Annotated in this window: 25 protein-coding genes and 6 pseudogenes; 18 read left to right on the forward strand and 13 right to left on the reverse strand. The window is 39.4% G+C overall.

Going from position 1 to position 22,330, the window contains the following annotated elements:
* The first annotated feature begins 838 nt into the window (after positions 1-838).
* Positions 839-1,051, forward strand: coding sequence for a hypothetical protein (locus FS875_RS10475; RefSeq protein WP_246067864.1), 213 nt, complete (start codon positions 839-841; stop codon positions 1,049-1,051).
* On the opposite strand, the gene FS875_RS10480 is transcribed toward FS875_RS10475, so the two are convergent.
* Positions 955-1,230 carry a LysE family translocator gene (locus FS875_RS10480; RefSeq protein WP_342778860.1) on the reverse strand — a complete coding sequence of 92 codons (276 nt, stop codon included), beginning with the start codon at positions 1,228-1,230 and terminating at the stop codon, positions 955-957. The two genes, FS875_RS10475 and FS875_RS10480, sit on opposite strands and share 97 nt — an antisense overlap.
* A 222-nt stretch (positions 1,231-1,452) precedes the next feature.
* Positions 1,453-2,061, reverse strand: coding sequence for a fumarylacetoacetate hydrolase family protein (locus tag FS875_RS04945; protein ID WP_144753845.1), 609 nt, complete (start codon positions 2,059-2,061; stop codon positions 1,453-1,455).
* A 276-nt stretch (positions 2,062-2,337) separates the two neighbouring features.
* Between FS875_RS04945 and FS875_RS10985 the strand changes: the two genes are divergently transcribed.
* From FS875_RS10985 to FS875_RS05000, 11 genes and pseudogenes are all read left to right on the forward strand, one after another.
* Positions 2,338-2,478 carry a tautomerase family protein gene (locus FS875_RS10985; protein ID WP_425456901.1) on the forward strand — a complete coding sequence of 47 codons (141 nt, stop codon included), beginning with the start codon at positions 2,338-2,340 and terminating at the stop codon, positions 2,476-2,478.
* A 60-nt stretch (positions 2,479-2,538) separates the two neighbouring features.
* A pseudogene (locus tag FS875_RS04955) lies at positions 2,539-3,731 on the forward strand (phage tail sheath family protein).
* A complete protein-coding gene (locus FS875_RS04960) occupies positions 3,728-4,246 on the forward strand; it encodes a phage major tail tube protein (RefSeq protein ID WP_144753847.1) in 519 nt (172 codons plus the stop codon). The pseudogene FS875_RS04955 and the gene FS875_RS04960 overlap by 4 nt, the downstream one beginning before the upstream one ends.
* Before the next feature lie 9 nt (positions 4,247-4,255).
* Positions 4,256-4,665, forward strand: a pseudogene (locus FS875_RS04965) (hypothetical protein).
* A gap of 131 nt (positions 4,666-4,796) precedes the next feature.
* Positions 4,797-7,133, forward strand: a pseudogene (locus FS875_RS10865) (phage tail tape measure protein).
* Positions 7,133-7,619: pseudogene (locus FS875_RS04975) on the forward strand (phage tail protein). Before FS875_RS10865 ends, FS875_RS04975 begins: the two co-directional pseudogenes overlap by 1 nt.
* Positions 7,616-7,897 carry a tail protein X gene (locus tag FS875_RS04980; protein WP_144753850.1) on the forward strand — a complete coding sequence of 94 codons (282 nt, stop codon included), beginning with the start codon at positions 7,616-7,618 and terminating at the stop codon, positions 7,895-7,897. The pseudogene FS875_RS04975 and the gene FS875_RS04980 overlap by 4 nt, the downstream one beginning before the upstream one ends.
* Positions 7,870-8,842, forward strand: a pseudogene (locus FS875_RS10870) (phage late control D family protein). Before FS875_RS04980 ends, FS875_RS10870 begins: the two are co-directional and overlap by 28 nt.
* Positions 8,839-10,326, forward strand: a complete 1,488-nt coding sequence (locus FS875_RS04990) for a replicative DNA helicase (RefSeq protein ID WP_144753852.1) — start codon at positions 8,839-8,841, stop codon at positions 10,324-10,326. Before FS875_RS10870 ends, FS875_RS04990 begins: the two are co-directional and overlap by 4 nt.
* Positions 10,327-10,754: 428 nt before the next feature.
* The gene (locus tag FS875_RS04995) at positions 10,755-11,036 is read left to right on the forward strand and encodes a type II toxin-antitoxin system RelE/ParE family toxin (RefSeq protein ID WP_144753855.1); all 282 of its coding nucleotides are present in this window, start codon (positions 10,755-10,757) and stop codon (positions 11,034-11,036) included.
* A 15-nt stretch (positions 11,037-11,051) separates the two neighbouring features.
* Positions 11,052-11,351, forward strand: coding sequence for a HigA family addiction module antitoxin (locus tag FS875_RS05000; RefSeq protein ID WP_144753858.1), 300 nt, complete (start codon positions 11,052-11,054; stop codon positions 11,349-11,351).
* Between the two features lie 55 nt (positions 11,352-11,406).
* On the opposite strand, the gene FS875_RS05005 is transcribed toward FS875_RS05000, so the two are convergent.
* The 9 genes from FS875_RS05005 to FS875_RS05045 all read right to left on the reverse strand — a co-directional run bounded on the left by FS875_RS05005 (position 11,407) and on the right by FS875_RS05045 (position 16,858).
* A complete protein-coding gene (locus FS875_RS05005; protein ID WP_144753862.1) occupies positions 11,407-12,444 on the reverse strand; it encodes a tyrosine-type recombinase/integrase in 1,038 nt (345 codons plus the stop codon).
* Between the two features lie 2 nt (positions 12,445-12,446).
* A complete protein-coding gene (locus FS875_RS05010) occupies positions 12,447-12,698 on the reverse strand; it encodes a hypothetical protein (protein WP_144753865.1) in 252 nt (83 codons plus the stop codon).
* Positions 12,699-12,800: 102 nt separating this feature from the next.
* Positions 12,801-13,304 (reverse strand): DUF488 domain-containing protein, encoded by a 504-nt coding sequence (locus FS875_RS05015; protein ID WP_246067858.1) that lies wholly within the window; start codon positions 13,302-13,304, stop codon positions 12,801-12,803.
* 58 nt (positions 13,305-13,362) lie between these two features.
* The gene (locus FS875_RS05020) at positions 13,363-13,986 is read right to left on the reverse strand and encodes a lambda exonuclease family protein (RefSeq protein ID WP_144753868.1); all 624 of its coding nucleotides are present in this window, start codon (positions 13,984-13,986) and stop codon (positions 13,363-13,365) included.
* Between the two features lies 1 nt (position 13,987).
* A complete protein-coding gene (locus FS875_RS05025; protein ID WP_144753871.1) occupies positions 13,988-14,752 on the reverse strand; it encodes an ERF family protein in 765 nt (254 codons plus the stop codon).
* 77 nt (positions 14,753-14,829) lie between these two features.
* The gene (locus tag FS875_RS05030) at positions 14,830-15,408 is read right to left on the reverse strand and encodes an LbetaH domain-containing protein (protein ID WP_144753874.1); all 579 of its coding nucleotides are present in this window, start codon (positions 15,406-15,408) and stop codon (positions 14,830-14,832) included.
* A gap of 11 nt (positions 15,409-15,419) precedes the next feature.
* Positions 15,420-15,869, reverse strand: coding sequence for an LbetaH domain-containing protein (locus tag FS875_RS05035; RefSeq protein ID WP_144753878.1), 450 nt, complete (start codon positions 15,867-15,869; stop codon positions 15,420-15,422).
* 95 nt (positions 15,870-15,964) lie between these two features.
* Positions 15,965-16,339, reverse strand: coding sequence for a hypothetical protein (locus FS875_RS05040; protein ID WP_144753881.1), 375 nt, complete (start codon positions 16,337-16,339; stop codon positions 15,965-15,967).
* A gap of 216 nt (positions 16,340-16,555) precedes the next feature.
* Positions 16,556-16,858 carry a helix-turn-helix domain-containing protein gene (locus FS875_RS05045; protein ID WP_144753884.1) on the reverse strand — a complete coding sequence of 101 codons (303 nt, stop codon included), beginning with the start codon at positions 16,856-16,858 and terminating at the stop codon, positions 16,556-16,558.
* Between the two features lie 93 nt (positions 16,859-16,951).
* On the opposite strand from FS875_RS05045, the gene FS875_RS05050 reads away from it, so the two are divergent.
* The 5 genes and pseudogenes from FS875_RS05050 to FS875_RS05070 all read left to right on the forward strand — a co-directional run bounded on the left by FS875_RS05050 (position 16,952) and on the right by FS875_RS05070 (position 20,221).
* Positions 16,952-17,254, forward strand: coding sequence for a helix-turn-helix domain-containing protein (locus FS875_RS05050; RefSeq protein ID WP_144753887.1), 303 nt, complete (start codon positions 16,952-16,954; stop codon positions 17,252-17,254).
* A 463-nt stretch (positions 17,255-17,717) separates the two neighbouring features.
* Positions 17,718-18,164: pseudogene (locus FS875_RS05055) on the forward strand (hypothetical protein).
* An 18-nt stretch (positions 18,165-18,182) separates the two neighbouring features.
* On the forward strand, positions 18,183-19,322 hold the full coding sequence (locus tag FS875_RS05060) for a DUF1376 domain-containing protein (protein ID WP_144753890.1): 1,140 nt from the start codon (positions 18,183-18,185) through the stop codon (positions 19,320-19,322).
* Entirely contained in the window at positions 19,306-19,713 is a 408-nt protein-coding gene (locus FS875_RS10510) for a hypothetical protein (protein ID WP_246067859.1), read from the forward strand. The genes FS875_RS05060 and FS875_RS10510 overlap by 17 nt, the downstream gene beginning before the upstream one ends.
* 181 nt (positions 19,714-19,894) lie before the next feature.
* Positions 19,895-20,221, forward strand: a complete 327-nt coding sequence (locus FS875_RS05070) for a hypothetical protein (protein ID WP_144753893.1) — start codon at positions 19,895-19,897, stop codon at positions 20,219-20,221.
* Positions 20,222-21,070: 849 nt separating this feature from the next.
* Here the strand turns inward: FS875_RS05070 and FS875_RS05075 are convergent.
* On the reverse strand, positions 21,071-21,394 hold the full coding sequence (locus FS875_RS05075; protein ID WP_144753988.1) for a type II toxin-antitoxin system PemK/MazF family toxin: 324 nt from the start codon (positions 21,392-21,394) through the stop codon (positions 21,071-21,073).
* Complete coding sequence (locus FS875_RS05080) at positions 21,394-21,618, reverse strand: antitoxin MazE family protein (RefSeq protein ID WP_144753896.1); 225 nt, start codon at positions 21,616-21,618, stop codon at positions 21,394-21,396. Before FS875_RS05080 ends, FS875_RS05075 begins: the two co-directional genes overlap by 1 nt.
* A gap of 223 nt (positions 21,619-21,841) precedes the next feature.
* On the opposite strand from FS875_RS05080, the gene ssb reads away from it, so the two are divergent.
* A complete protein-coding gene (gene ssb, locus FS875_RS05085; protein ID WP_144753900.1) occupies positions 21,842-22,288 on the forward strand; it encodes a single-stranded DNA-binding protein in 447 nt (148 codons plus the stop codon).
* The last annotated feature ends 42 nt before the right edge of the window (positions 22,289-22,330 follow it).

Here is a 22,330-nt window from a genome sequence, read left to right on the forward strand (position 1 = left end):
AATTTATATTATGTAATATTCATTTTAACTATTATTTATTGCAATAGATTATTTTTAAAAGATAACATTTGGAGAGATAATCTTGGAGAGACTTAGAGGATATTGAGAATGAGAAGTAAAAATTTTTATTAACATTTTTAAAATGCGAATAAGAGCTATATTAAAAAAACATGAGATATTTTGTTAGAAACAATATATTAAATTTAATTCTTAGTGTTAAAAATAAAGAAAAATCTGCTCGTGTATGAGCAATAAAAAGAAAAATTCTCATACCTATTTCACTCTTTTTTTATCGTAGAAGAGCCGTTGTATAAAGTTGTATAAAAATGAAATGCTGATATGAAAGTATGCAAGCCTATCTGTAAAATTCAAATTATAATCTGGCGAGATTTTCTTGACCTGTATATTGAAAACGACAAAGAAATCATTTTAACTAGGTTTAAGAGATAAATAATTGTCCCGCATCAACAAAATCAACGACTGGGTTTATCACGCCTATCCATCAGGGATAGTTTGCATATAATCGTGTTAGAAAGTATGTTATAATGAGCATATTCTAACATCCATTATCTACAATTTATAGCGATTTTTAATGGTAGAGATGTAAAGAGGATAGCTAAAATCGTTGCAAGGAGGTTTCATTTAAAAATTTGAGGATCATGCTAGATTAGTTTATTGTTTTACTCTACACAAAACTGAAGAAAAATTATTAATAGTAGTATAATTGGGGGTGAAAGTTAAAATATCGATATGAATAGCGATCAACAGACAAGACTATAAAAAGCTTTTTCTGAAAGTCGTGTAATTTGTTATCAAAACATGAAACTATCCAAAGAAAATGAATAAAGAAAACAAAGATAAAATGGTTCCTGTCGCTATATTAATATATCCTTTAACGCGTTTATTTTTTAAAATAATACTAGCAAATGATATAAAAATGGTCATCAAAGTAAACTATGCGAATATATTAAAGGAATCTACGGTTACAAGTTCAAATCCTATTTTAACGCTACCACCAGAAGATAGGAATTTTGGAAAAGCTGCGATATAGAATATCGATACCTTTGGGTTTAGTATTTGCGTCATAAAACCATTTATATAGCTAGTTAAAATCTTTACTTCACCCTTAGTATTACTTTTATTTTGTGATATTATTTCTCTTGAATTTAAGTTGTTTATTCCGGATTTAAGGGATTTAACACCCATATATAATAAATAGCAGCCGCCCATAAGTTTTACTAAAAAAAGAGCGTTTTATTGTTGAGAATAATTGCTGACATACCTAGTATAGAAAATGTCCCATGCGCATATGTTGCTGTGCATAATCCCGCAACGCTAGAGAGTGCATTCTTTTTCCCAATTTCGTTGCGTTATCGATGATAAGAGCCATATTAGGACCAGGGGAGATGACTAAAAATAATGAGACTATGAAAAAGGTAACTATTTGATGACTCATTTAACCTTTATTTCTGAAACTAATTTATCTTCGAGATATAATTCTATTCTATCAAGTGAAGAAAGTTTTCCTACACCTTGTGGAGTGCCTGTGTATATTATATCGCCACTCTTTAGTTGGATGTAATGACTTAAGAATGATATTATTTTCTCAAAACTAAAGATCATATTTTTTGTATTGCCCAATTGCCTAGTCTTACCATTTAGCTTCATTTCAAAAGTTATTGGATTTTTTATTTTTTCTGTGCTTATGAAATCAGAAACGTATGCGGCTCCTTTAAATCCTTTAGACAAAAGCCAAGGAAGCTTTTTTTCTTTTAATTTTGTTTGTAAGTCTCTAGCGGTTAAATCAAGCCCCACCGTCACTGCATCGTAACATTCTGCAGCTTCTCTCTCATTGACCATAAAAGTATTTCTCGAGATTCTCAGCACAATTTCAGTTTCAAAATGTATTTCTTTAGAAAAATCAGGGAGAAAAATTTGATTTCCTAACACGAGTGAACTGTTCGGTTTGCTAAATATAACAGGTTTATCTTCAACAACATTGCCCAGCTCGTGGACATGTTCAATATAATTGAGTCCAACGCAGTAAATATTATTAATCATAAGAGACCACCGAGTTTTGCATTTCATTATTGTATAGGAAAGATATCACTGCGGAAACAACATTTTTTCTCATATCAATATGTGATCTTAAAAAATATGCATTGTGTGAGTTAATGTTTAATCTTTTTGCGTTCATGTATTTGAGCTGCTTTGTTCAAAATTTATGAATTATGGAGATATCATGTCTTACATAAACATTAAAATTTCTAATGAGAAGTTACCCCTGAGCAGAAATGGCAATTAATTGAAGGAACAACTCAATTATTAGTTGATGTTCTGAATAAAAATCCAAGTACGACTGTTGTAGTGATTGATGAAGTGGAGACAGATGATTGGGGGAGATCGGTGGAGTTTCCATTACAGAATGAAGGAAAACTCAAAATAAAGAGTAACTCTGTGTATTTGACAATAACTTAGGGTCAAATAGTTAAACGACGTATAAAACTACGTTCTTAAGCAACATTTAATCAAACTGCTATTAGAGCGATTGTTACAGCCTCTGATGCGGATGCACAGACTTGTTTCTTCAACGGTCCTGTTCTTCTCTTTATCTATGAAACAGAGAAAATCCAAAAGCTTGGGTAAAAAGGTACAACCTTTGATGTTATCAATGTTGCGCGCGCAAGGGATTGAGGCACAAGTGATCCTTGTGCGGGTGGAGGAAAAATCTACTATTGCTGAGACACAAGTGGAAATGGTGGGATCCAATACCGCTGCATGCCTTATCGCATGTTAGAGGGTATTTGGGTGTGGAACCTGGCATTCTCTTAGCGCCAGCTTATAGTGCAGGGCGCCTTGATAATGCTAAAAATCCACTAGCAGATGCTTTAGAACAGGTTGCCGAAAAGCTACAAGCCATTGCGGTTTTTGATACGGGGGGCAAAAATACGGAAGAAAGCCTTGCCTTTCGGGCGGATTTTTCCTCACGCTTTTGTTATCTGATTGATCCCTTTGTGCGGGTAGCAGATAGTGAGGGGGGCTTTAGTATAAAACCCGCAAGCCCCTTTGTGGCAGCCATGTTTATCAAACGGGACAAACAAAAGGGAGGTGTTTTTTGGTCTCCCTCCAACCAAGATGTTAAAGGTATTTTAGGCACAGCGCGCCCCATTAGCTATTTTGATGGGGAAATTGATCATGAGGCTAATCGTCTCAATAAAGCCGATATTGCCACCTTTATTCCCGCCCGCCTTAGCCAAAATGCGCATGGGCAAATGGCTGCAAATGGACGCATTTTATGGGGCAATCACACCACCTCCAGTGATCCACTCTGGCGCTTTGTCAATGTGGTACGCACCCGCGCAGCCTTGGAAAAAACCATCATTAACAATTTACGCCCTTGGGCGAATGACGAGAATCTGACCGGTCAACATGTCATTGCCATTACCCGCAGCCTTACACAGTTTCTTGATGATATGATTGCGCGCGGTGCGCTTTTAGGAGGACGTGTCTGGTTTGACCGCGATTTGAATTCAAACAGCAATTTGCAATTGGGAAAATTGCGGGTGGAATTTGATGCAGAAGAAGTCCCTCCTCTAGAAGATTTAAGCTTCGGCAGCCGGCGCAATGGCGCTTACTTTAATTGGCTCTCTGAAGATATCCAAAATAAAATGACCCATACTTTTGGCGATACGCTTGACACCTATCGCAAGGCAGCAAGGAGTGATGTATGACGTTAAGAATTGCTCGTGGTTTTACCCTGATTGTTGATGATGATGTCAATCTTCATCTTGATCTTGAAACGCTCAAACTTCCCACGTTGGAAGAAATCACCGAAACCTATCAACCAGGGGGCTCTGACATGCAAATTGATGTGAGTGGTCTTGGTGTGAAAGCTTTGAGCTTGCGAATGAAAATCCGCAGCCACACTCCAGAAATCATTGGTATCTTTGGTGGTCCTCCTGGTCTTCGTCATAAATTTACCGGCAAAAAACATGTGGTATCTGAAGAAGATGGGCGCGAGCATGAACATTCCATTGATGTTACAGGACGCTTGGTCAAAGTCGATAGCGAAGGCTTAACAGCTGGAAAAGCCACAGGCTATGATTGCGAGATCAAGAATGTTTGGGATTACACAGAATTTTGGGATGGTTCTGTTTTGCACCGCTTTTCCTTTAAACGGGGCGGTTGGCTGGTGCGCAATGGACAAGATATTGGTGGGCGTCGCCGCTCTATTCTCAATTTATAGGAATTGATCATGACAAGTTTACAAACCAGTATTGAGGTGGAATTGCAGGTTCCCATTCTGTATAAGGACAGTGAGGGCAGAAAAGCTCATCGGCATAAATTGACCTTTTATCGCCCTACTTTCAAACATGCCAAGCAATTGTCTGTGCTGATTGGACCACAGTTGACAGAGCTGCTTGTACCTGAATTTGCAGAGCAAAAAATACCTAGCAATGATGTTCTCATTCTTAAGCTTTCACAAGTGTTGTTTACCCATGAGGCGACAGAAGGCATTACAGCGCTTTTGGCAGAAATGTCTCATGAATCTGTTGAACTGATTGATCGTCTTGATGTTGTTGATCTTGTGGCAGTGTTTAAGGCTTTTTTTACTTTTTTACGCAACGCCAATCCCCTATGCGGGACAATTTGGAGCAGAACTAGCTCTTTATTACCACTGGTCGGCTTTAGAGATCAATCAGATGGATTGGCTGGAAGTGATTTCCTATCGCGAAGAATTAGTGCGCTTGAAACAACAAGAATATGAAAGCCAAATGTTAGGATAAGATGCGATCATGGATGTTTCCCTTGTTGTCCGTTTTGTGAATCATCTGCAAGAAGGGATTGCCTCTGCCAAGCGAGACTTAAGAGCCTTTAGCCTCGATATTGCGCATTTCCAAAACCAAACACGCAAGCATTTTAAAGGGTGGTTTGACCCTGAGCACTTGAAGGAATCCACAGCAAATGCAGAAAGTGCTTATAATCATGCGCGTGGGCGCATGGTGGGGGCTGTTGCCCAAACCGCAACTTTAATTGCACCGCTCTATAAAGCCATGCAATTTGATCAATCGATGAAAGGTTTGGAAAAGGTTCTGGATGCCCCCCTTGATCGTTTAAAAGAATTGCGTCGTTTTGCCCTTGAAACCTCCACCAAAATTCCTCTCGCCGCTCGTGAAGTGTTAGAACTGATGATCAGTGCCAGCCAAGCAGGGATTGGTGAACAAGATCTCGAGGCTTTTAGTATTTATGCCGCCAAGGCAGCGGTCGCCTTTGATATGACGGGGGATCAGATTGGTGAGCGCTTTGCCAAATTGCGCAATGTCTTTAAGCTTAATAAAGCAGGCATTGAAGATCTAGGCGATGCCATCAACCATCTCTCTAACCACATGGCGGCAAAGGCGAGTGAAGTCTCTGATTTTACCAATCGGGCGACCGGAGCGGCAACCATGTTTAAACTGACAGCCCGCGAAACCGCAGCATTTGGTACAGCGATGATTTCTGCTGGGATTGTTCCAGAGAGTGCAGCACGTGGTTTTAATGCCATGAGTGCGCGCATACAGGCAGGGGGTAAACATATTGAAGATGCTTTTACTAATATTGGGCTCTCCCGTGAAAAATTCATGGAAGATTTTGAAAAAGATGCTACCGGTACTTTGGTGCGCTTTTTTGATGTGTTGGGCAAATCCGAACAGGGGATGCGCTCTCTGATTGCTATTTCTGGCGCGATTTTACCGGCGATTTTGCTAAATTGGTTGGCAACCCTGAACTATTAGGGAAAGCTTTAGATTATGTGAAAGATCTACAAGTTTTTAAAGGCTCTGTAGAGCAAGAGGCAGACAAACAAGCAAGGGGTGCTATGCGGCAATTTGAACTTTTGCAAAACCGCGTTGTGGCTTTGGGGATTACCATTGGTGAAGTGCTTCTGCCTCCTGTCGAGAGTTTAATGCCAAGTGTTGGTGGTTTTATCAATGTTCTTATGGCATGGGCTAATGTTCGTCTAGCTTTAACGAGCGCCATTATCAAAACCATTGCCGCCCTGATGATTTTTAATATTGCTTTGCATGTGCTGCGCTTTGCCTTCGCTGACACACGCTTAAGGATTCTTCAACTTATGGCTTCTTTTATCAAACTTGGGGCTGTTAGCCGCACGCTGAGAGCAAGTTGGCGTGGGCTCTTGGTTTCAGGCCGCTCACTGGGCTTGCTTACCGCAGGTCTTGGAGCAAGTTCACTCCGACTTTTGCGCCTCATGACTTTATTGATGGGCGCTTTGCGGGGGATTGCCGTCTCAGGGGCGGTATTTGCGAGCAGCTTTGGTTTGATAGGAACCGTGATCGAAGTGGTTGGGACAGGTATTGCCTCTGTTGTTGGGGCTGTATTGACCCCAATCTGTGCTCTGATTGCTGCTGTTGTAGCTGTCATCATTGCGACTTGTTTTGTGGAAATATTGGGATCGCTTTTCTTCCTTTGTCAAAGGTTTTACACGGGGGGTGATGTGTGCTTTTGGTCGTGCCTTTGAAGCCGTCATGCGTTTTTTGGGTGCTGACACGGCAACCATCACACGTTGGAAAAACATCATTGCCGCTGCCTTTGATTTTTCTGCCCACTGGCAAAAGTTTAAACAAGGACTTTCTTCTGTTTCTAAGTGGTTTGGCAATGTGTGGGAGGGTTTTAAACAAAGTCTCTCCAACTTTTGGGAGTGGTTGGGGAGCTTTTTTACTAGGGAAAAGCTCTCAGAGAGCGCCAAAGCGGGTATGGAGTAAGCAGGAGAAGATTTGGCGAATTGGATTGTCGATAGCTTTACGGGGACCATCACAAAATTGATGGATTTTTTAAAATCTTTGCCCAGTCGCATAAAGGGCTGGATTGGGTCGATTGATTTATCAGATCTCTTTCATTTGCCAAGTTGGTTTGGGGACAAAACAGCCATTCAACCGATTGTGCAATTTGCAGGTACTGGTCGTGCAGATGCTCCTTTCACATAGCAAACAGAGAAAGACCGCTCCAACATCACGCACAATCAAAATGTCACAGTGCATGTCAATGGTGCAGGTGATCATATTGTCACAGGTCATGCGGTTGTCCATGCTCTGCAACTGACACGGGCAAACGCCCTGCATGGTGGGACAGAATAATGCGAGCACAGAATGGGGGGAGGAAGCATCAAGATCCTTTGATGATGTTAAGACCGCATCAATTTTATGTGGACTGGCTGAATTTCCAATCTTTGGAAGAGGAATTCTCTGCCTCATGGGTTTCGATGGAGCGTTTTGACAGATCCCCTAGTTTGCAATTTACTGGTTATGGCAATGCCCCCAAAACCATCCATGGTGTGTTGTTTCCAGAAGAGTTTGGGGATCGGGTTGCTATTGATGCCATTACCAGAACTATCAAAAGAGCAAAGCCGGTCCAGATGCTTCGTTGGATCAATCATACGACCTATAGTATCCTTCTCCATGGTCCCGTGGTGATCACCAGTATCACGAAAGACCACGACTATATCAGTCGTTCTGGTCAATCTCAGCGTATTCGCTATGCGATCAGTCTGTTGCCCTTTAAATAGCGGAAAACCACGAGGTCAGTACCAAGTGGAATATGATGAAGGAAGACAAACTCTATGAGAATATCAGAAAAGCATCTCGTGGTGGATTTAGAGGATATGAGTCTGGATCTGATCTGTTTTCAACATGCCATGGCTGTGTTAGGAGACAGATCTCAAGTTGGAGCGATCAGAGGTTATTTAGAAGCCATACTGATAGCCAATCTAGAAATTGCGAGATATGGTGCTCTGTTGCCAAGGGGACTAAAGGTTATTCTGTCTGAATTTGTCAACAAAGAAAAGAACAGTGTGGTAAAGCGGCTATGGGATGAATGCGCACACATCCCTTTATTGAGGTGATGATGGGGGAGAAACTTGTTCATGAGTTTTTTTTACCAGCGTCTCTTAACGGTAACCATCACCGATCATGCAGGTAATGAAACTGATACATTTGAGGCGGAATTTGACGATAGTGGCAATGATTTAGAGATTCCCTCCAGTAACAGTGCACTCCACGTCACCTTTGGTTATCAGGACAGCATCCGTACCTTTATGGGGGGGCGAATCGGTTGTAAGTTGTGGAGGCAGTGATGGAGAGATTTTGCGCCTTTGTGGCAAAAGCGCCTCTATGCGTGGGGAACTCAAAGAACAGGTGAGCGAACATTTTGACCATAATACCGTAGGTGAGATTGTCGAGACCCTTGCCAAACGCCATGGTTATCAAGCAAAGGTAAGTCCACAGTTTACCAAACAAGCCTTGCCTTATGTGATTCGGACAGAGCAGTCGGCGATTGATTTTTTTAACTCGCTTTGCTGATCGAATGCAGGCATGTTTTTTGATCAAAGATAATAAGTTTTTATTTTTAAGTGGCGATCATCTTCGCCTACAGACAATTCATCAACATGATTGTGCGCAATGGAATTCACACTAGAGCCTCGCACCCAATATGGCACTATTGAAGCTTCTTATTTTGATCGTTCAAAAGGGCAACAATTGTCTGTCAAGCATCAAACAGGTTTTAATGGCCCAGTCGCCGTTTGCGCAGTTGTTATCTATGTGAGGCGGAAGCACAAGCTGCTGCTGCATCAGAATCAGACAGGCTGTGTCGTGCTGTGGGCAGTGGTTCTTTGACCCTTGCGGGACGCCCCGAAATCATGGCGAATCACCCCCTTCTCCTCCAAGGATTTCGTATGCAAATCAATGGACCATGGAAAGCCGCAACCGTGACTCACCGCTATGAAAAGCAAAGCGGCTATACCACAGAAATAACCCTAGAAGCGCCAAATCAAGGAAAAGAGGCATGAGGAAATTAAACGTGTTAGAAACAGAAAATCCAAGAGATAATTTTGCCCCTTCTTTTCGGCAACTTCCCCATAATATTGAAGCAGAACAAGCGTTGCTCGGGGCAATCATGATCAATAATGATGCTCTTGAGAGCGTTTCTGATTTTCTCAAACCAGAACATTTTTTTGAAGTATTGCATCAAAGGCTTTTTAATATCATCTTACAAATTGTTCAAAAGGGAAAAGTTGCAGATCCGATTACCATGAAGCCCTTTATTGCAAATGATGAGAAAATTGGAGATATCACAGTTTTTAATTATGTTGTTCGTTTAGCCAAAGAAGCTGTCACAATCATCAATACTCAAGATTATGGACAGGTTATTTATGATCTGTTTATTCGGCGTTCTTTAATTAACCTTGGCACTCAAATTGTGAATAGTTCTTTTGATTCTCCTCTAGAACTTACCCCCTCTAAACAAATTGAAGCGATTGAAAATCAGTTGTTTGCATTGGCAGAGAAAGGCAAGTATGGAGCTGGTTTTGAAAACTTTGATAGAGCCATTACAAAAGCCATTAACATTGCAAGTGCTGCAAAAAAGCGTTCCTCACAGCTTTCTGGCATGGCAACCCATATTAAAACTCTTGATGAAAAAATGGGAGGGTTGCAACCATCTGATTTGATTATTCTAGCAGGGCGTCTTGGGATGGGTAAAACGTCCCTTGCAACCAATATTGCCTTTAATATTGCCAATGCTTGCAAGCGTCATGATAACCAAGCCAGTGAAGGGGGAATTGTCGGTTTCTTCTCCCTTGAAATGTCAACAGAACAACTTGCAACCCGTATTATCTCAGAACAAACAAAGGTTTCTTCTTCTGATATTCGACGTGGTAATCTTTCTGATGATCAGTTTATAAACATTGTTCATATGACGCGTTCCCTTCAAACCATTCCTCTTTATATCGATCAAACGGGAGCTGTATCTCTTGCACAATTGGCGGCCCGTGCAAGGCGTCTTAAACGACAATATGGTCTAGATGTTTTGATCATTGATTATATCCAACTGATGACAAGCGGTTCAAAGCGTTCTTCTGAAAACCGCGTTCAAGAGATTACAGCCATTACTATGGGGCTTAAAGCGCTTGCAAAGGAACTCAATATTCCCATCATTGCGCTTTCGCAATTATCACGACAAGTTGAAAATAGAACAGATAAACGTCCCCAACTCTCCGATTTACGTGAATCAGGTTCAATCGAGCAAGATGCCGATATTGTGTTGTTTGTTTATCGTGAAGAATATTATCTCAAAAATGAAGAACCCAAAGAAGGCAGTGCTGAATATCACAAATGGAAAGAAGCAATGGAGCAAGTTAAGGGCAAAGCTGAGGTTATCATAGCCAAGCAACGTCATGGACCAACAGGAATTGTCCCTCTGGCTTTCCAATCTGACTTTACATGCTTTAGTGACCTAACGGATAACGACAACTTTCCAGAAATATCCGCTTGAGCGCAAAATAGTGATCTGATGATTGAGAAGCAAAACCCCATAGATTCTCACAAAAAATGACGAATCTAAAAACACCCTTTGAAAGGCCTTTGAAGACCCTTTGAGAACCCCTTAAAAATCATTTGAAAGAAAATAAATTGGTACAAAACTTGGTGTCAAAATATACAAAACCTGCTGGCAAGCTACAACGATAAAAGTGCTGTGGCGGAGGGGGTGGGATTGCTATGTTTATATAAAATCAATAGGTTATATAAAGGTAAGGGAATTTTATGGTTATTGATTTTATGAGTTTGTTTTTCTGTCTATCCCGAACCTTTTATAGATTATTTTCAATCATTTTATCCAAATACGAAACTAAATTTGGTCATATAGAACTTGACTCTTATTTTTATGAATCGTATAGTATCAGTATACGATAAGGGGTGGTAATGGCGATTGTGAGTTTCAAACATAAGGGCTTAAAATTATTTTATACAACAGGATCCACAAAAGCTATTCAAGCAGATCACGTAAAAAAATTACGCGTTATCTTGACAGCTTTAACAAGTGCTACGACGCCTGAAATGTTGAAAGCACCTGCCTTTAAAATGCATCCTCTTAAAGGTGAACTTACAGGATATTATTCTATAGGAGTGAATGGAAATTGGCGTGTTACTTTTCGCTTTATAGGAACAGATGTGGAGCTTGTTGATTATCAAGACTACCATTGATGAAAGGAATAAAAAATGATGCATAATCCTGCACATCCGGGTGAGGTTCTAAAAGTAGCTTTTTTGGAAGAAATGGGCCTATCAATACAAAAATTAGCTGATCACCTCCATATGACAAGAGCTTCTCTCTCAAGAGTGATTAACGGACACGCTTCTATGAGTACCGAGCTTGCGATTAAATTAGAGTTGGCTGGTTTTAGTAAAGCAAAATTTTGGTTAGATATGCAAACAAACTATAATTTATGGCAAACAATGCAACAGGCACAACCAAATATTTCTCCTCTAGTTTCTAAGGATAATCAAACACACATTTGATTTTGTTCATAATTTTTCTGGTGCTTTTCTTTGTTTTTAGCTGCTACCCATTGCTCTAACTTTTTTGAAGTTTTTTAATTGCTTCTATTGCTAGACGTTTTCTATCGGCTGTTTTTGTATAAAGGGATGCCATTTTATCTTCTGTCCAGCCAAAAAGTGCTTTCATTTGTGAAACTGTAGCACCAGCATGAGCAGCACGTGTTGCTGCTAATTTTCTCAATCCATGGGCTGATTTTTTTATTCCTGCTTGATTACACGCTTCACGAAACAAGTTGCCAAAACTTTCTTTTACAAGCTTATTTCCACTTTTACCACAAATGAATGTTTCATCACCTACAGGACCAATTTTAAGGGTTTCTGCAAGTTCTGGTAAAATAGGAAGAAAAACATCCGTTTTAAATTGGCTCTTTTCTGTTTTGAGATGAATAATATTATCTTTAACGTCTTTCCAACCAATGCGAACGGCGTCACCACGGCGCAAGCCCGTATATAAAAGAATATCAATCCAGACGCGTTCATGGGTCCCCACAGACCAATGTTGATAATATTTCTCAACATCTTCTTCTAACCATGGGCGCAATCCTTCAGTGTTAAGAGATTTCGGGGCTTTGATATTAAAAGCGGGGTTTCTATTTAAAAGAGCGTTATCAACAGCCCAATTAAAAAGACCGTTTAGAGAAGTTAAAAAATGTTTTGCTGCTGCGGGAGTCTTGCGTCTTCTTTCTATGGCATCGAGGATATGGTGTTTTCCTATGCTTTTATAAGCGCGATCACCAATATGTTGAGAAATATTGTTGAGAATTCTATATTTAACTTTTTTCGTTGACTCCGATTGATTATGCCATTGCATGCTTTGTAAATACTGATGCAATAACCAATCGAAAGAGCCCTCTACAAGTCTGGTTTGTTTTGTTTTCTTGGAGGTGCCATTTTGCGCATGCTTAAGGGCAAGTATATAATTATCAACAAACTCTTGCGTTCCGTAAACCCCTTCAATCCGAACCCGTGGTCCATGACCAATACGGACATACCATATGACTTTACCATGGCGTGTACGTTCACGAACAAGATAGGGTGGACGACGCTTTGTCATGACTAAAACTTTATGTCATCAATAGGGGGGCAAGATGGGTGAGTACTACATTCTTCTTTCTCGTTTTCAAGAAGTAGAAAATCTTCAATACTATAAGCATGACTCCTTATTGTTGGTGGGGTTATAGTTTTATTGATATGAATGAGTAACTCTCCAGTGGGTTTGATTTCTACAACCTCTGCTCCTTGTTTTTTCGCTTCTCTTAAAGCCCGTGCAATGGCTGGTTGAGTTATGGTAGGTGGGCGGTGTGCCATGTCGGTTCCCCTTAATCTAGGTGCAATTCACCCCTGTTGTCAATCACGAATTGATTGAAAGTTGTTAGGAAAGGTTGGAGAGAGAGGTGTTATAGAACACCTTCAGTTTAAAAAGTTGCAAGGTATTTGTGAGATATGTTTAATTTCATATTTCCAATCTTTTAGTTGTGTAAGAGTTTTCGCGATTTGTCCTCGATGACACATGCACACATCAGATTCAAAGCAAGTAATTGCAACACGTCTTTTATCTAAAAAAAGCTGGTATAATTTTTCTATTGCATGAAGATTATTCTTAAGAGTTGTCTTTTGGTAATCTTCAAAAAGATGTTCATAATCTTCTCGTGTTTTCAGACTGCGTCTTTTTTCAGAGGCAATTCCAAGTTCAGACAAGTGTCTATATTCAATACCAATGTTGATTACAGCTTTCTCTAATTGTCTTTTTGAAAATCCATGTTTTCTACTTATGGGATTTTTACGAACATCACACAACGCTTTGATATTGTTCTCCATGAGACAATAAAGGTAATTCTCAAGAGATTTTCCTTGATATCCAATGGTAAAAAAACGAGATTTTTCATCTTTAGCAGGATGTATAAAGGTACACACGTTTCATTTCCTTACAGAAGAGGGTGGGGTGCCTGGGAGGAGAGGCACCCCCATAATGTCAAGCGGCTTTTGTCAAGATTTGTTTTAGATCTCGCTCTATTTCCTCCAAGAATATCTCAACCGCTTGATTCATTTTTTGAATTTGTTCCTCATCACGCTCGACGCGTTTGATTTTCATACGCAAGTGAGATGATCTGCCTACAAAATGTGGATTATAGCTCATGAAATGACACCATTTACGTCCTGTACAAGCCATTTGGAATTGCATTTGTGCGATATATTCAGGCTTGATAGTGTCATCTATAAAAAAACGTAAATGGTTTGGGGATTGTGGGCATTTAATCTCTATTAAACCGTCTTCACCAACAAACCCGTCAGGACTAGCACCAGCCATTTCGATTGTAGGATGTTGGACAAATCCACACCTGCTAACCTCTGTATCATAAATGAATGTATATTCTCTCAAGGCATCTTCTTCATGGTCGATGCCCCATTGCATAGCCGGTGTTGTATAAGATTGGCTTATTTCCTCTGTTAATCGCTCTGTCATAAGCTTTATTTTGTAGTCTTCATATTTGCTTGTAGGCATGCCCTTGGCTGTTTTACTGAGTACGTTATAAACGTTTGAAGCGGTGACTTTACCTAAACGGGCTTGAAACCATTCTGCTGTTCTTTGTTCCATTTCACATCACCTTTTGTTGCTCTTGTTGTGCTTTATTCATTTGCGAGCGTTGCTTTTTTTTCAAAGCAAACAAAACAGTTTGGGCTTGTTTATAAGACATCTGTGTGAGATTTTTTACGCCTATGAAAGAAAGAATATCGCTTTCCTTTGCTTGTGTCTGTTCCATGAATTCTTTGATTTCATTCATTTGTTCAGATGTGACACCTGCAATAAGTGTGTTGCCATCAGTATCATCTTCATCACTGATTACATTAAGAAGCATGCCTAAAAGATATCTACGTGCATAAGTAATCGTGGATCCAACAGATTGAATGTTATTTTTGCTGCCTTGTCCATCAATTGGAAATGTTCCTTCTGTTGAGATTTGATTGCTAGAGGGATGAGACAGAGTTATTTCTATGGTAACATTTGTTGCGGTTTGACTTTTAATACGAAAAAACAAAGCGAAGTGGTATTTTGCAAGAGTATCTTTTACTGCGTCAATATACTGATCAAGTGTTGCATATGTACTCTTGGTATGGGTATTAAGAGCGTTTTTTTGTACTTTTTGATATTCGGTTTGCATAGCAGAAAGATCAGAGATGAAGTTTTGATAATTTTGTCGTTCTATTTCCTTTTCTCGTAAGGCAATGAGACGCTCAAGACGATCCATATCGACGTTATTTTCTAAAGCTCTCGTTAAAATGCGATCCATAACTGTTTGTTTGATTTCACAATCGTTATTTTTTTCTACGAATTCCGTTTGTGTGGTAGTTATTTCATTCATCTTGATTTCCTCCATTTAAAGTGCAATTCCCCCGTGGCATGAATCACGCTTGTGTTAAAAGTTGTTTGGTTTGGTTGCTAGAAAGGATGAATGTCCTTTTTTGAAGAGCCGCCGTTCTGGGCAGTCAGAGGCTGTTGACAAGCTTTTGAATTATCGTAAATTTTTGTATCGCCATAAATTCTTGAATCGGCATCAATAATAACATTTCCATAAATTTGTGTGTGTCCAAAAATATGACCACCATTTATTTTGGCGTTATTATAAATTCTTGCATTCCCATAAATCCTAGCAAAACCATAAACCTTGGCACGACCACAAACCACGGCATAACCACAAACTTTTGCATGATCATAAACCCATGCACGATCAAAAACGAAGGGACCCTCATAAACCTTGGCATTTCCATAAATGCGTGCATCACCAGAAATCATGGCATCTCCAAAAACCTTGGCATTGCCAAAAACATATCCACTCTCAAAGGGGCGATCCGAACCAGCTACCCAGCAATTGCCATCATGAGAGAGGTTACCTTCATGTTCTATAAATCCACCAAGATCACTTGCTTTAACGTCTCCAAAGTCTCTCAATGCTCTCATTCGGTGAAGTGTTTTTTCACCCATTTCAATCGTTTCATCAGTCAGTTCGTATTTTTTCATCTGGCTTTTTCTCAAGTTGATATTCTGTTATCGCCGCCAATCCATTGATCCCAAGAGACATCTGCATCACCGTAAATGTGTGCATCACCAAAAACTTTGGCATTTCCATAAACGCGCGCCTTATCGTAAATGTGTGCTTCATCGTAAATTTTCGCACCCTCATGAACATGTACATTATCAAAAACTTGAGTGTCACCGTAAACTTCTGCTTCACCACAAACTTGTGCATTGCCATAAACACGTGCATCATCATAAACCGTAGCATAATCCCCAACCCAACAATCGTCCCCATGAGAGAGATTGCCTTCCTGTTCAATAAAGCTGCCAAGATCACCGGTCTTAAGATCTCCAAAGTCTCTTAAAGCACGTATGCGGTGGAGAGTGTGATCATCAAACTTAGTTGTCTCATCCGTAAATTCGTATTTTTTTCCATGATTTGTTTCCTTTAAGTGAGACTCCACCTTTGTCGCTCTTGAGAAAGGGCGGCATTGGTTTGTGTTGTAAATTTTTGAAAAAAGGGGGCTCTTAGAAATGCAGCCTATAGCTTGGGTAGTTTTTAAAGCACATCACAAGGACGCAAACGGTGCTGTTGTTCATAAGTACCGTAGACCTCATCATTATATCTTTCTTTTGCTAAATCATCTAAAAGGTCATTGTAAGCATCACTTTCGCGTATAAAGGAATGAACCTCGCTCTCCTCATAGAGATGTTCGATATTTTCTTCTACATATGCGTCTGCAATCTCTTCAGAAATGTCTTCGCAACTCTTTTCAGAAGGATTTATACGAAAGATTTGGATAGCATTATCTCCCTCATCAACAATGCTTAGAATTTGATTTGCATTAAGCGGTCCAGACTCTGCAATGTTTTGATCATCATCGTAGGTAACTAATAAAATTTCATTGGACTTTATAAGAATTGGCTTTTTCATAATTTCCCCTCCCTTAACGCCTTTGCCTCTTGGCGATTGTTTGTTTGTAGTTTATGAAATATCTATACCGCAATGGTAATAGTGAGTCAATACCAAAATGGTTATTTTTTTTACTTTTTATATTGGGAGAGGGGGAGACAATGGATAAACATCTATTGATTAATGCAAAAATATTAGCATTTTGGAAAAAACTAACTGAGGATGAAAAAAAAAGATTTATTCTTTTTTATCTTGATAAAATGAAGAAAGAAGATCAAGAAGCTTAACTTTGTTATCATAGCTTAGATGCTCTAACATCTCTTCTATTTGTTCATCTAAGCTATGTGTTTCTTGGTCTGAAAACATTAATTGTTTCGGCGTAACAGATAAATGAGGTGCTAAACGGATAGCCCATTCTTTCGTTAATTTTCGATGTCCATTTTCTAAGCGAAAAATCTGTGGCTGACTCGTGCCTGCTAATTCGGCAAGTCTCTTGGAGCTCAACCCCATCTTTTCTCTAAAAAATTTCAAATTATTCATGATTCGTATCCTATTAAAAAAAAAATATCTTTCAAATACCAATTCGGTAAAAAATACATTGCATTGAAGATACCGATATGGTATGATTCGCGAATGTTTAAGCTCAAATCATATTTATTGAAGAATAATATTACTTATGCTGAGTTTGCTGCTTCTATAGGTGTAACTCAGACATCAATAGCGCGTTATATCAATAAAAAGAGGTTTCCTAAGCCTAGAATAATAAAGAAAATAGCAAAGATTACGGACAATTATGTAAGTCCTAGTGACTGGTACCAAGAAAATTTTACGACGCTCATAAAAGCAACATCTCCGCCGTCTTCTTTTGTCAACGCTTTTAGTTTGAATGAAAAATCGTGCGCAGAAAAACAGCGTCAATATGAAGAGAGGAAATAAAGAAAGAGGGACAATGTTGCAACGATGATTGTGCTTTTTACCGCCAATATCATGATGCCAATATCATGATATTTGTGTGTCTTTATGTTTCTGTGATGTGTTCCTTTTATAAAAGGTGCACAACGCTCGAAAAAGAATGAAAAAACAAAAGAAGAGATAAAAAGTCTAAAGGAATACGCGCATAAAAAGATGTCATTCAAAAACAAGAGCGTTCATTCGAAGAGTAAAGGCTTCTAAGCTTATTGCCCTCAAATGGCAGTAAAAAATTTGGGAAAAAGGAGTTTGAAGGACTTTCTCGGCATGGCTTAAGGGATGGCTTAATGAAGTGTGGTGTGTTGACGTTGGTAAGTGACTTTTTGACAAATCTTTTTTCAAAACAGGCAATCACAATACACTTTGTTATGATGCACACATAAAGACGCAACAAGCTTTAAGGGGGATTACGAGCACGCAAGCACAAAGGATTTTCTGTCTTGATCTAGGCGCCAAGACAGGGCGGCCATTGGTGGTGCGGATGGAAGGATTAAGAGTGGGACCATTGATTTTATCTCACGCCGTTTTGAAGGCGGTGGAATGCGTTACTTACGCTTTAAGGGGTGGCTTACAGATATAAAGCAGATAGCAGGTGGAATTGATGCAGTGTATTTTGAAGAAGTACGCCAGCATGTGGGTAGCGATGCAGCGCATGGGTATGGCGGTTTGTGAGCAACCTTAACGCCATGGTGTGAACATTATCAAAGACCCTATGAAGCTATTTCAGTTGGCACAATGAAGAAAGCGACGAGGGGGAAGAAAGCGACGAGGGGGCAAGGGGAAGGCGTCGCAAGAAGAGAGGATAAAGGCAATGCGTGCAAAAGGACATGCGCCTTGTGATGATCATGAAGCAGATGCTTTAGCATTTTATATTTAAGGAAAGAAGGGGGTATGCATGTCCAGTAAAATATCATGGACAAGGCTTGATGCGGGTCAATGGATGAATGAAGTTTCTTGTTTATCACCAGTAGAAAAATGCATCTATGTGATGTTACGGTTTCAAATGCTCTACACGGGAGAACCACTTGTGAATGATGTAAAGGCATTAGCGCTTTATGTTGGTTATCCAGTCAAAACATTTATCAAAGCATTAGATCTTTTGTTGCTTAAAAATAAAATGATCATTTTAGCAGATGGTCGTTTGTGGAATCGAGATGTTGAATCGGAATTAAATGAGAGCAAAGAAAAATCAGAAGCAGCCTCAAAAGCAGCGCATTCTAGATGGCATAAAACCAAAAGTAAAAATGATGAGAAGCGTATCAATGAAAACGCATATGCACATTCTATGCAGAGCGCATACGATGTGCATAGCCTTGCCCCATGCACAAGCAATGCTATAAACATTAACAATAACAGTTATAATAAAAAAAATAAAACTATCGTTTTAGCAAAAAAAGAAATTCATTCTGAAAATTTAGAAACAAACCATTTGGTTGAAGAACCAATCGAGGATGGTGATGTTGAAAGTCAATCAGAGCAAATCGAAATGGTAGTGGAAAACCAAACAACCCTTCACGAGCAAGAAAACGTTTCGAAAAAAGCAAAACGAACGAAAGCTCATCGAGGGTGTCGATTGTCTGATGATTTTGAACCCGATTACGATTTTGCACGCACAGAGGGCTTATCTCCAGAGCGTATCAAAGTCGAGATGGCAAAGTTTAGAGACTACTGGCGTTCAAAAGTTGGAGCAAATGCAACCAAAACCGATTGGCAAGCAACATGGCGTAACTGGGTAAGAAATTCAAAAAAATACGAAATGAATGACAATGGTGGAAACAGTGGTGGAAGCAATGGAAATTTTTCAAAAGATCAAAAAACTTGTGGTGGTACCGGAGAGGCAATCCGTCACCTTATCCGTGACGCAGGATTTAGTAACGCCACTTCAAAACATTGCACAACAGATGGCGCAATACGTCACAAGGGAGTATCCATGGACCTTGATCAGTGGCATGAAATTGACACCAGCTCTAGAGGAACAAGCTTTAGTAACGTATCAGACAGTTCAAAACTTACTTACTTTGAAAGCCTCTGTTGAAGACATTGCAGAGGCTCTTGATGTGCTTGAAGGTGGTTTGACAATGCAAAAAGTTGCCAATGCACAAGCACGTGCAAAGGCTTATATCGCAGCTCTTAAGGGCATTTCACTCTGGGCTTTGTTACAGGCTGTTAAAAATCTGATACGTGGAGAAGCCAAAGGCATGTCAACAACCTTTGTGCCCTCTTGTGCTGATCTTGCACAGTATTGTCGTGATTTAGAAAGCAGTCTTCTTGGAGTTTCTGAGAAAGTTTTTATAGCTGTTGAAAATACGCGTAACCTCGCTTTGGGAGGCAAGCGCATTTCATCCACAAGAATAGGCAAGCCTGGTGAAGAGCAAAACAAACGGGCTTTAAATGCTTTTAAAGAGCAAAGTGAGAAAGCAGCCTAAAACAGCAAAATGGTGAAAACTATAGTCGATTTTGTGATGAGATAGGCGTTTAAATCAACAAAAAGGTACCATACAGAGGGACTTATAACTTTTTTGATACAATAAACATTGTAAGTGTAAAATGCATTGTACGGTCAAATTTGAGTCAAAAAAACCTATTGGCAAATTGAAGGATGAAGACATGCAAATTTTACAACACCTGTTCTTAACACAACGTAAAAAGCCCATGCAAAAAAAGTTTGTGGCAACGGCTGTTGGATATGTGCCGTGGGGAGATGGAGCGGCTGAATATTTTTACAACCTCTACGAATATGAAGACGGCAGGAGAGAGTATGAAAAGTTTGATGGTGGTCAGTATTACACCATACCAGAAAAGGCAGATTTTAGTACCAAAGCGCAAGTGAAGGCATGGATTTACGGTGGTAATTTGCCAAAAAGTGTATTGAATTTTGAAGCATTGATAGATGAGATCAACACAGAGATTAAAAAACGTTCAGGAGCTGCTTGATATGGCAAAAGCGTAATGAGAAATGATTTCAAAGGAAATGAACAGAGTTACAAGTTTATAGGTTCACAGATAAGCAGAGAAGAGCTTTGTTTGGTACATAATCATTTTTATTTTTATGTTTTTGAGAAATAAAAAATCTCTCCTTTATTCAAACGATTTTGATCGTTGCATCTGTTTCTTTGCGAAGAGGCACAACTCTTTTTGTAAGTTTATGCAATGCTCGTATTCCTTTTCCTTTTAAAGTGCAATACTCTCTAAAGAGAAACATGGCCAAAAGAAAAACATGATGATACTCCGGATTGGAGAGACGAACAGCGCATTGACAACACTCTATGCACAATATGCACAAAAATAGATGCACAAACTCTTAAAAAGCGTATCAGTTTTAAGCGCTTGTCGTTTTTATTTTTCCAAAGAGTGATCAAGGAAACGGTTTCTTTGCTCTTCATGTCTAAGCAACGTCGAACATGAGTTTTCTTGTTTATTGGGTGCCGTATTTGGTTGGCTCTTGAAACAGTGCTCTTTGGGAGGCTTTTTGAGTCTGTAGAGTGTTTCTTATGTTGCGTACGCGCCGTTTCATAAAGAGGTCTATTGATCCATGATCAGTCTTGCACTAAAAAACAAAAGTGAAATTTAAAAAGTGCTTGATCATGACAAATTGGTTACAACAGATGCCACGCGTGTTTTAAGAAACGCTGTTGCAAAAGCAGCGGCGCTGGGAGCGTCTTTGTTTGTTGTATAATTTTATTGTATAAAAGTCTTTTTCAATTCATAGACCAAATTCAACAAATTGCCTCACGATATTTTCTCCAAAAAAAGCATAAGACAGAGATGTGAATGGGGGACTCATCATTTTACGATTCCTAAAAAGACAGCTAAGCAGCGTTCAATTTCCACCATTTTATTTGCATGAAGGGAGCCAAAAGCTGGGCTCACTTTTTCACATCTTACCGTCATAATCTTATCAATCATGACCTGAGAAGTTTTTTGGAGACCATTTTGGGTGTCTGGTTGGAGAGTAATGCGTAGTAATGGCGCTGCAACAAGTGTGCCGGTAATGGGTAAAACTGTTACGCTTGTATGTTCACTAAATTGATTGGCTTGAATGATTAACGCCGGTCTTGGTTTACCAAAATCGCCTTGCATAGCGATTGTTACGAGAGATCCACGCATCATTCTGTCCAGCCATCAAGATCCATTAAAGATTGATCCATCAACAACTGCATAGATGTATTTGTTTTATCCATTTTTGCCACTAAGCGACATTGGCGCCGACACTCTTCTGTAAAGTTCGGTTGGCGGATATCTGGTACCCAAATTTGCATTAAGCGCAAACCTGCTTTTGCTCGTGCGTTGCGATGTTTTTTTACCCGCTCATTGACATGCATTGTAGCCATAACAAAATCTCCATTATGTTTCATGTAACGTATAACACAGAAAAAAGTTACATGAAACAAAATTTCGAATAAATTAGCAAAATGCAATTTTTTATCCTGAATGCTTTAAAAGATAATGTTATATGTTAATAAATAATAATATACTTTTGAAATAATTGATAAAAATAGCAAATTATGATAAGATTTTTATATATTTAAATACAAATTTAAGGTAACTAAAAACATGTTGAATAAAGTGATCTTAATTGGCTATTTAGGAGCTGATCCTGAAAGCAAAACAATGAATTCTGGTGGTGAAGTGGTCAATTTTCGCTTGGCAACATCTGAGAGCTATACGGATAAAAACACGCACCAAAAAGGAGAAAAAACAGAATGGCATTCCGTGGTGGTTTTTAATCCGCATTTGGCAAAAATTGCCCTTCAATATTTACACAAAGGCTCAAAAGTTTATGTAGAAGGCAAATTACAAACCCGTAAATGGCAAGATAAAAATGGTATTGACCGCTTCACAACAGAGATTGTCTTGTCACAATACAAAGGCGAATTGCACCTACTTGATGCAAAAAAAGAGCACTCCACTCCTTCCTCTCCCGTTACTTCTCAAAGTTATGCTATCGCTTCAGGTGCTGATGATTATGGCATATCTGCTCATGACAGCATGCCGTTTTGATTGAAAGAGAGAGCAAAAAGAAAAAAATGTGAGTTTCCATAG

It is taken from the genome of Bartonella saheliensis, assembly GCF_902162175.1.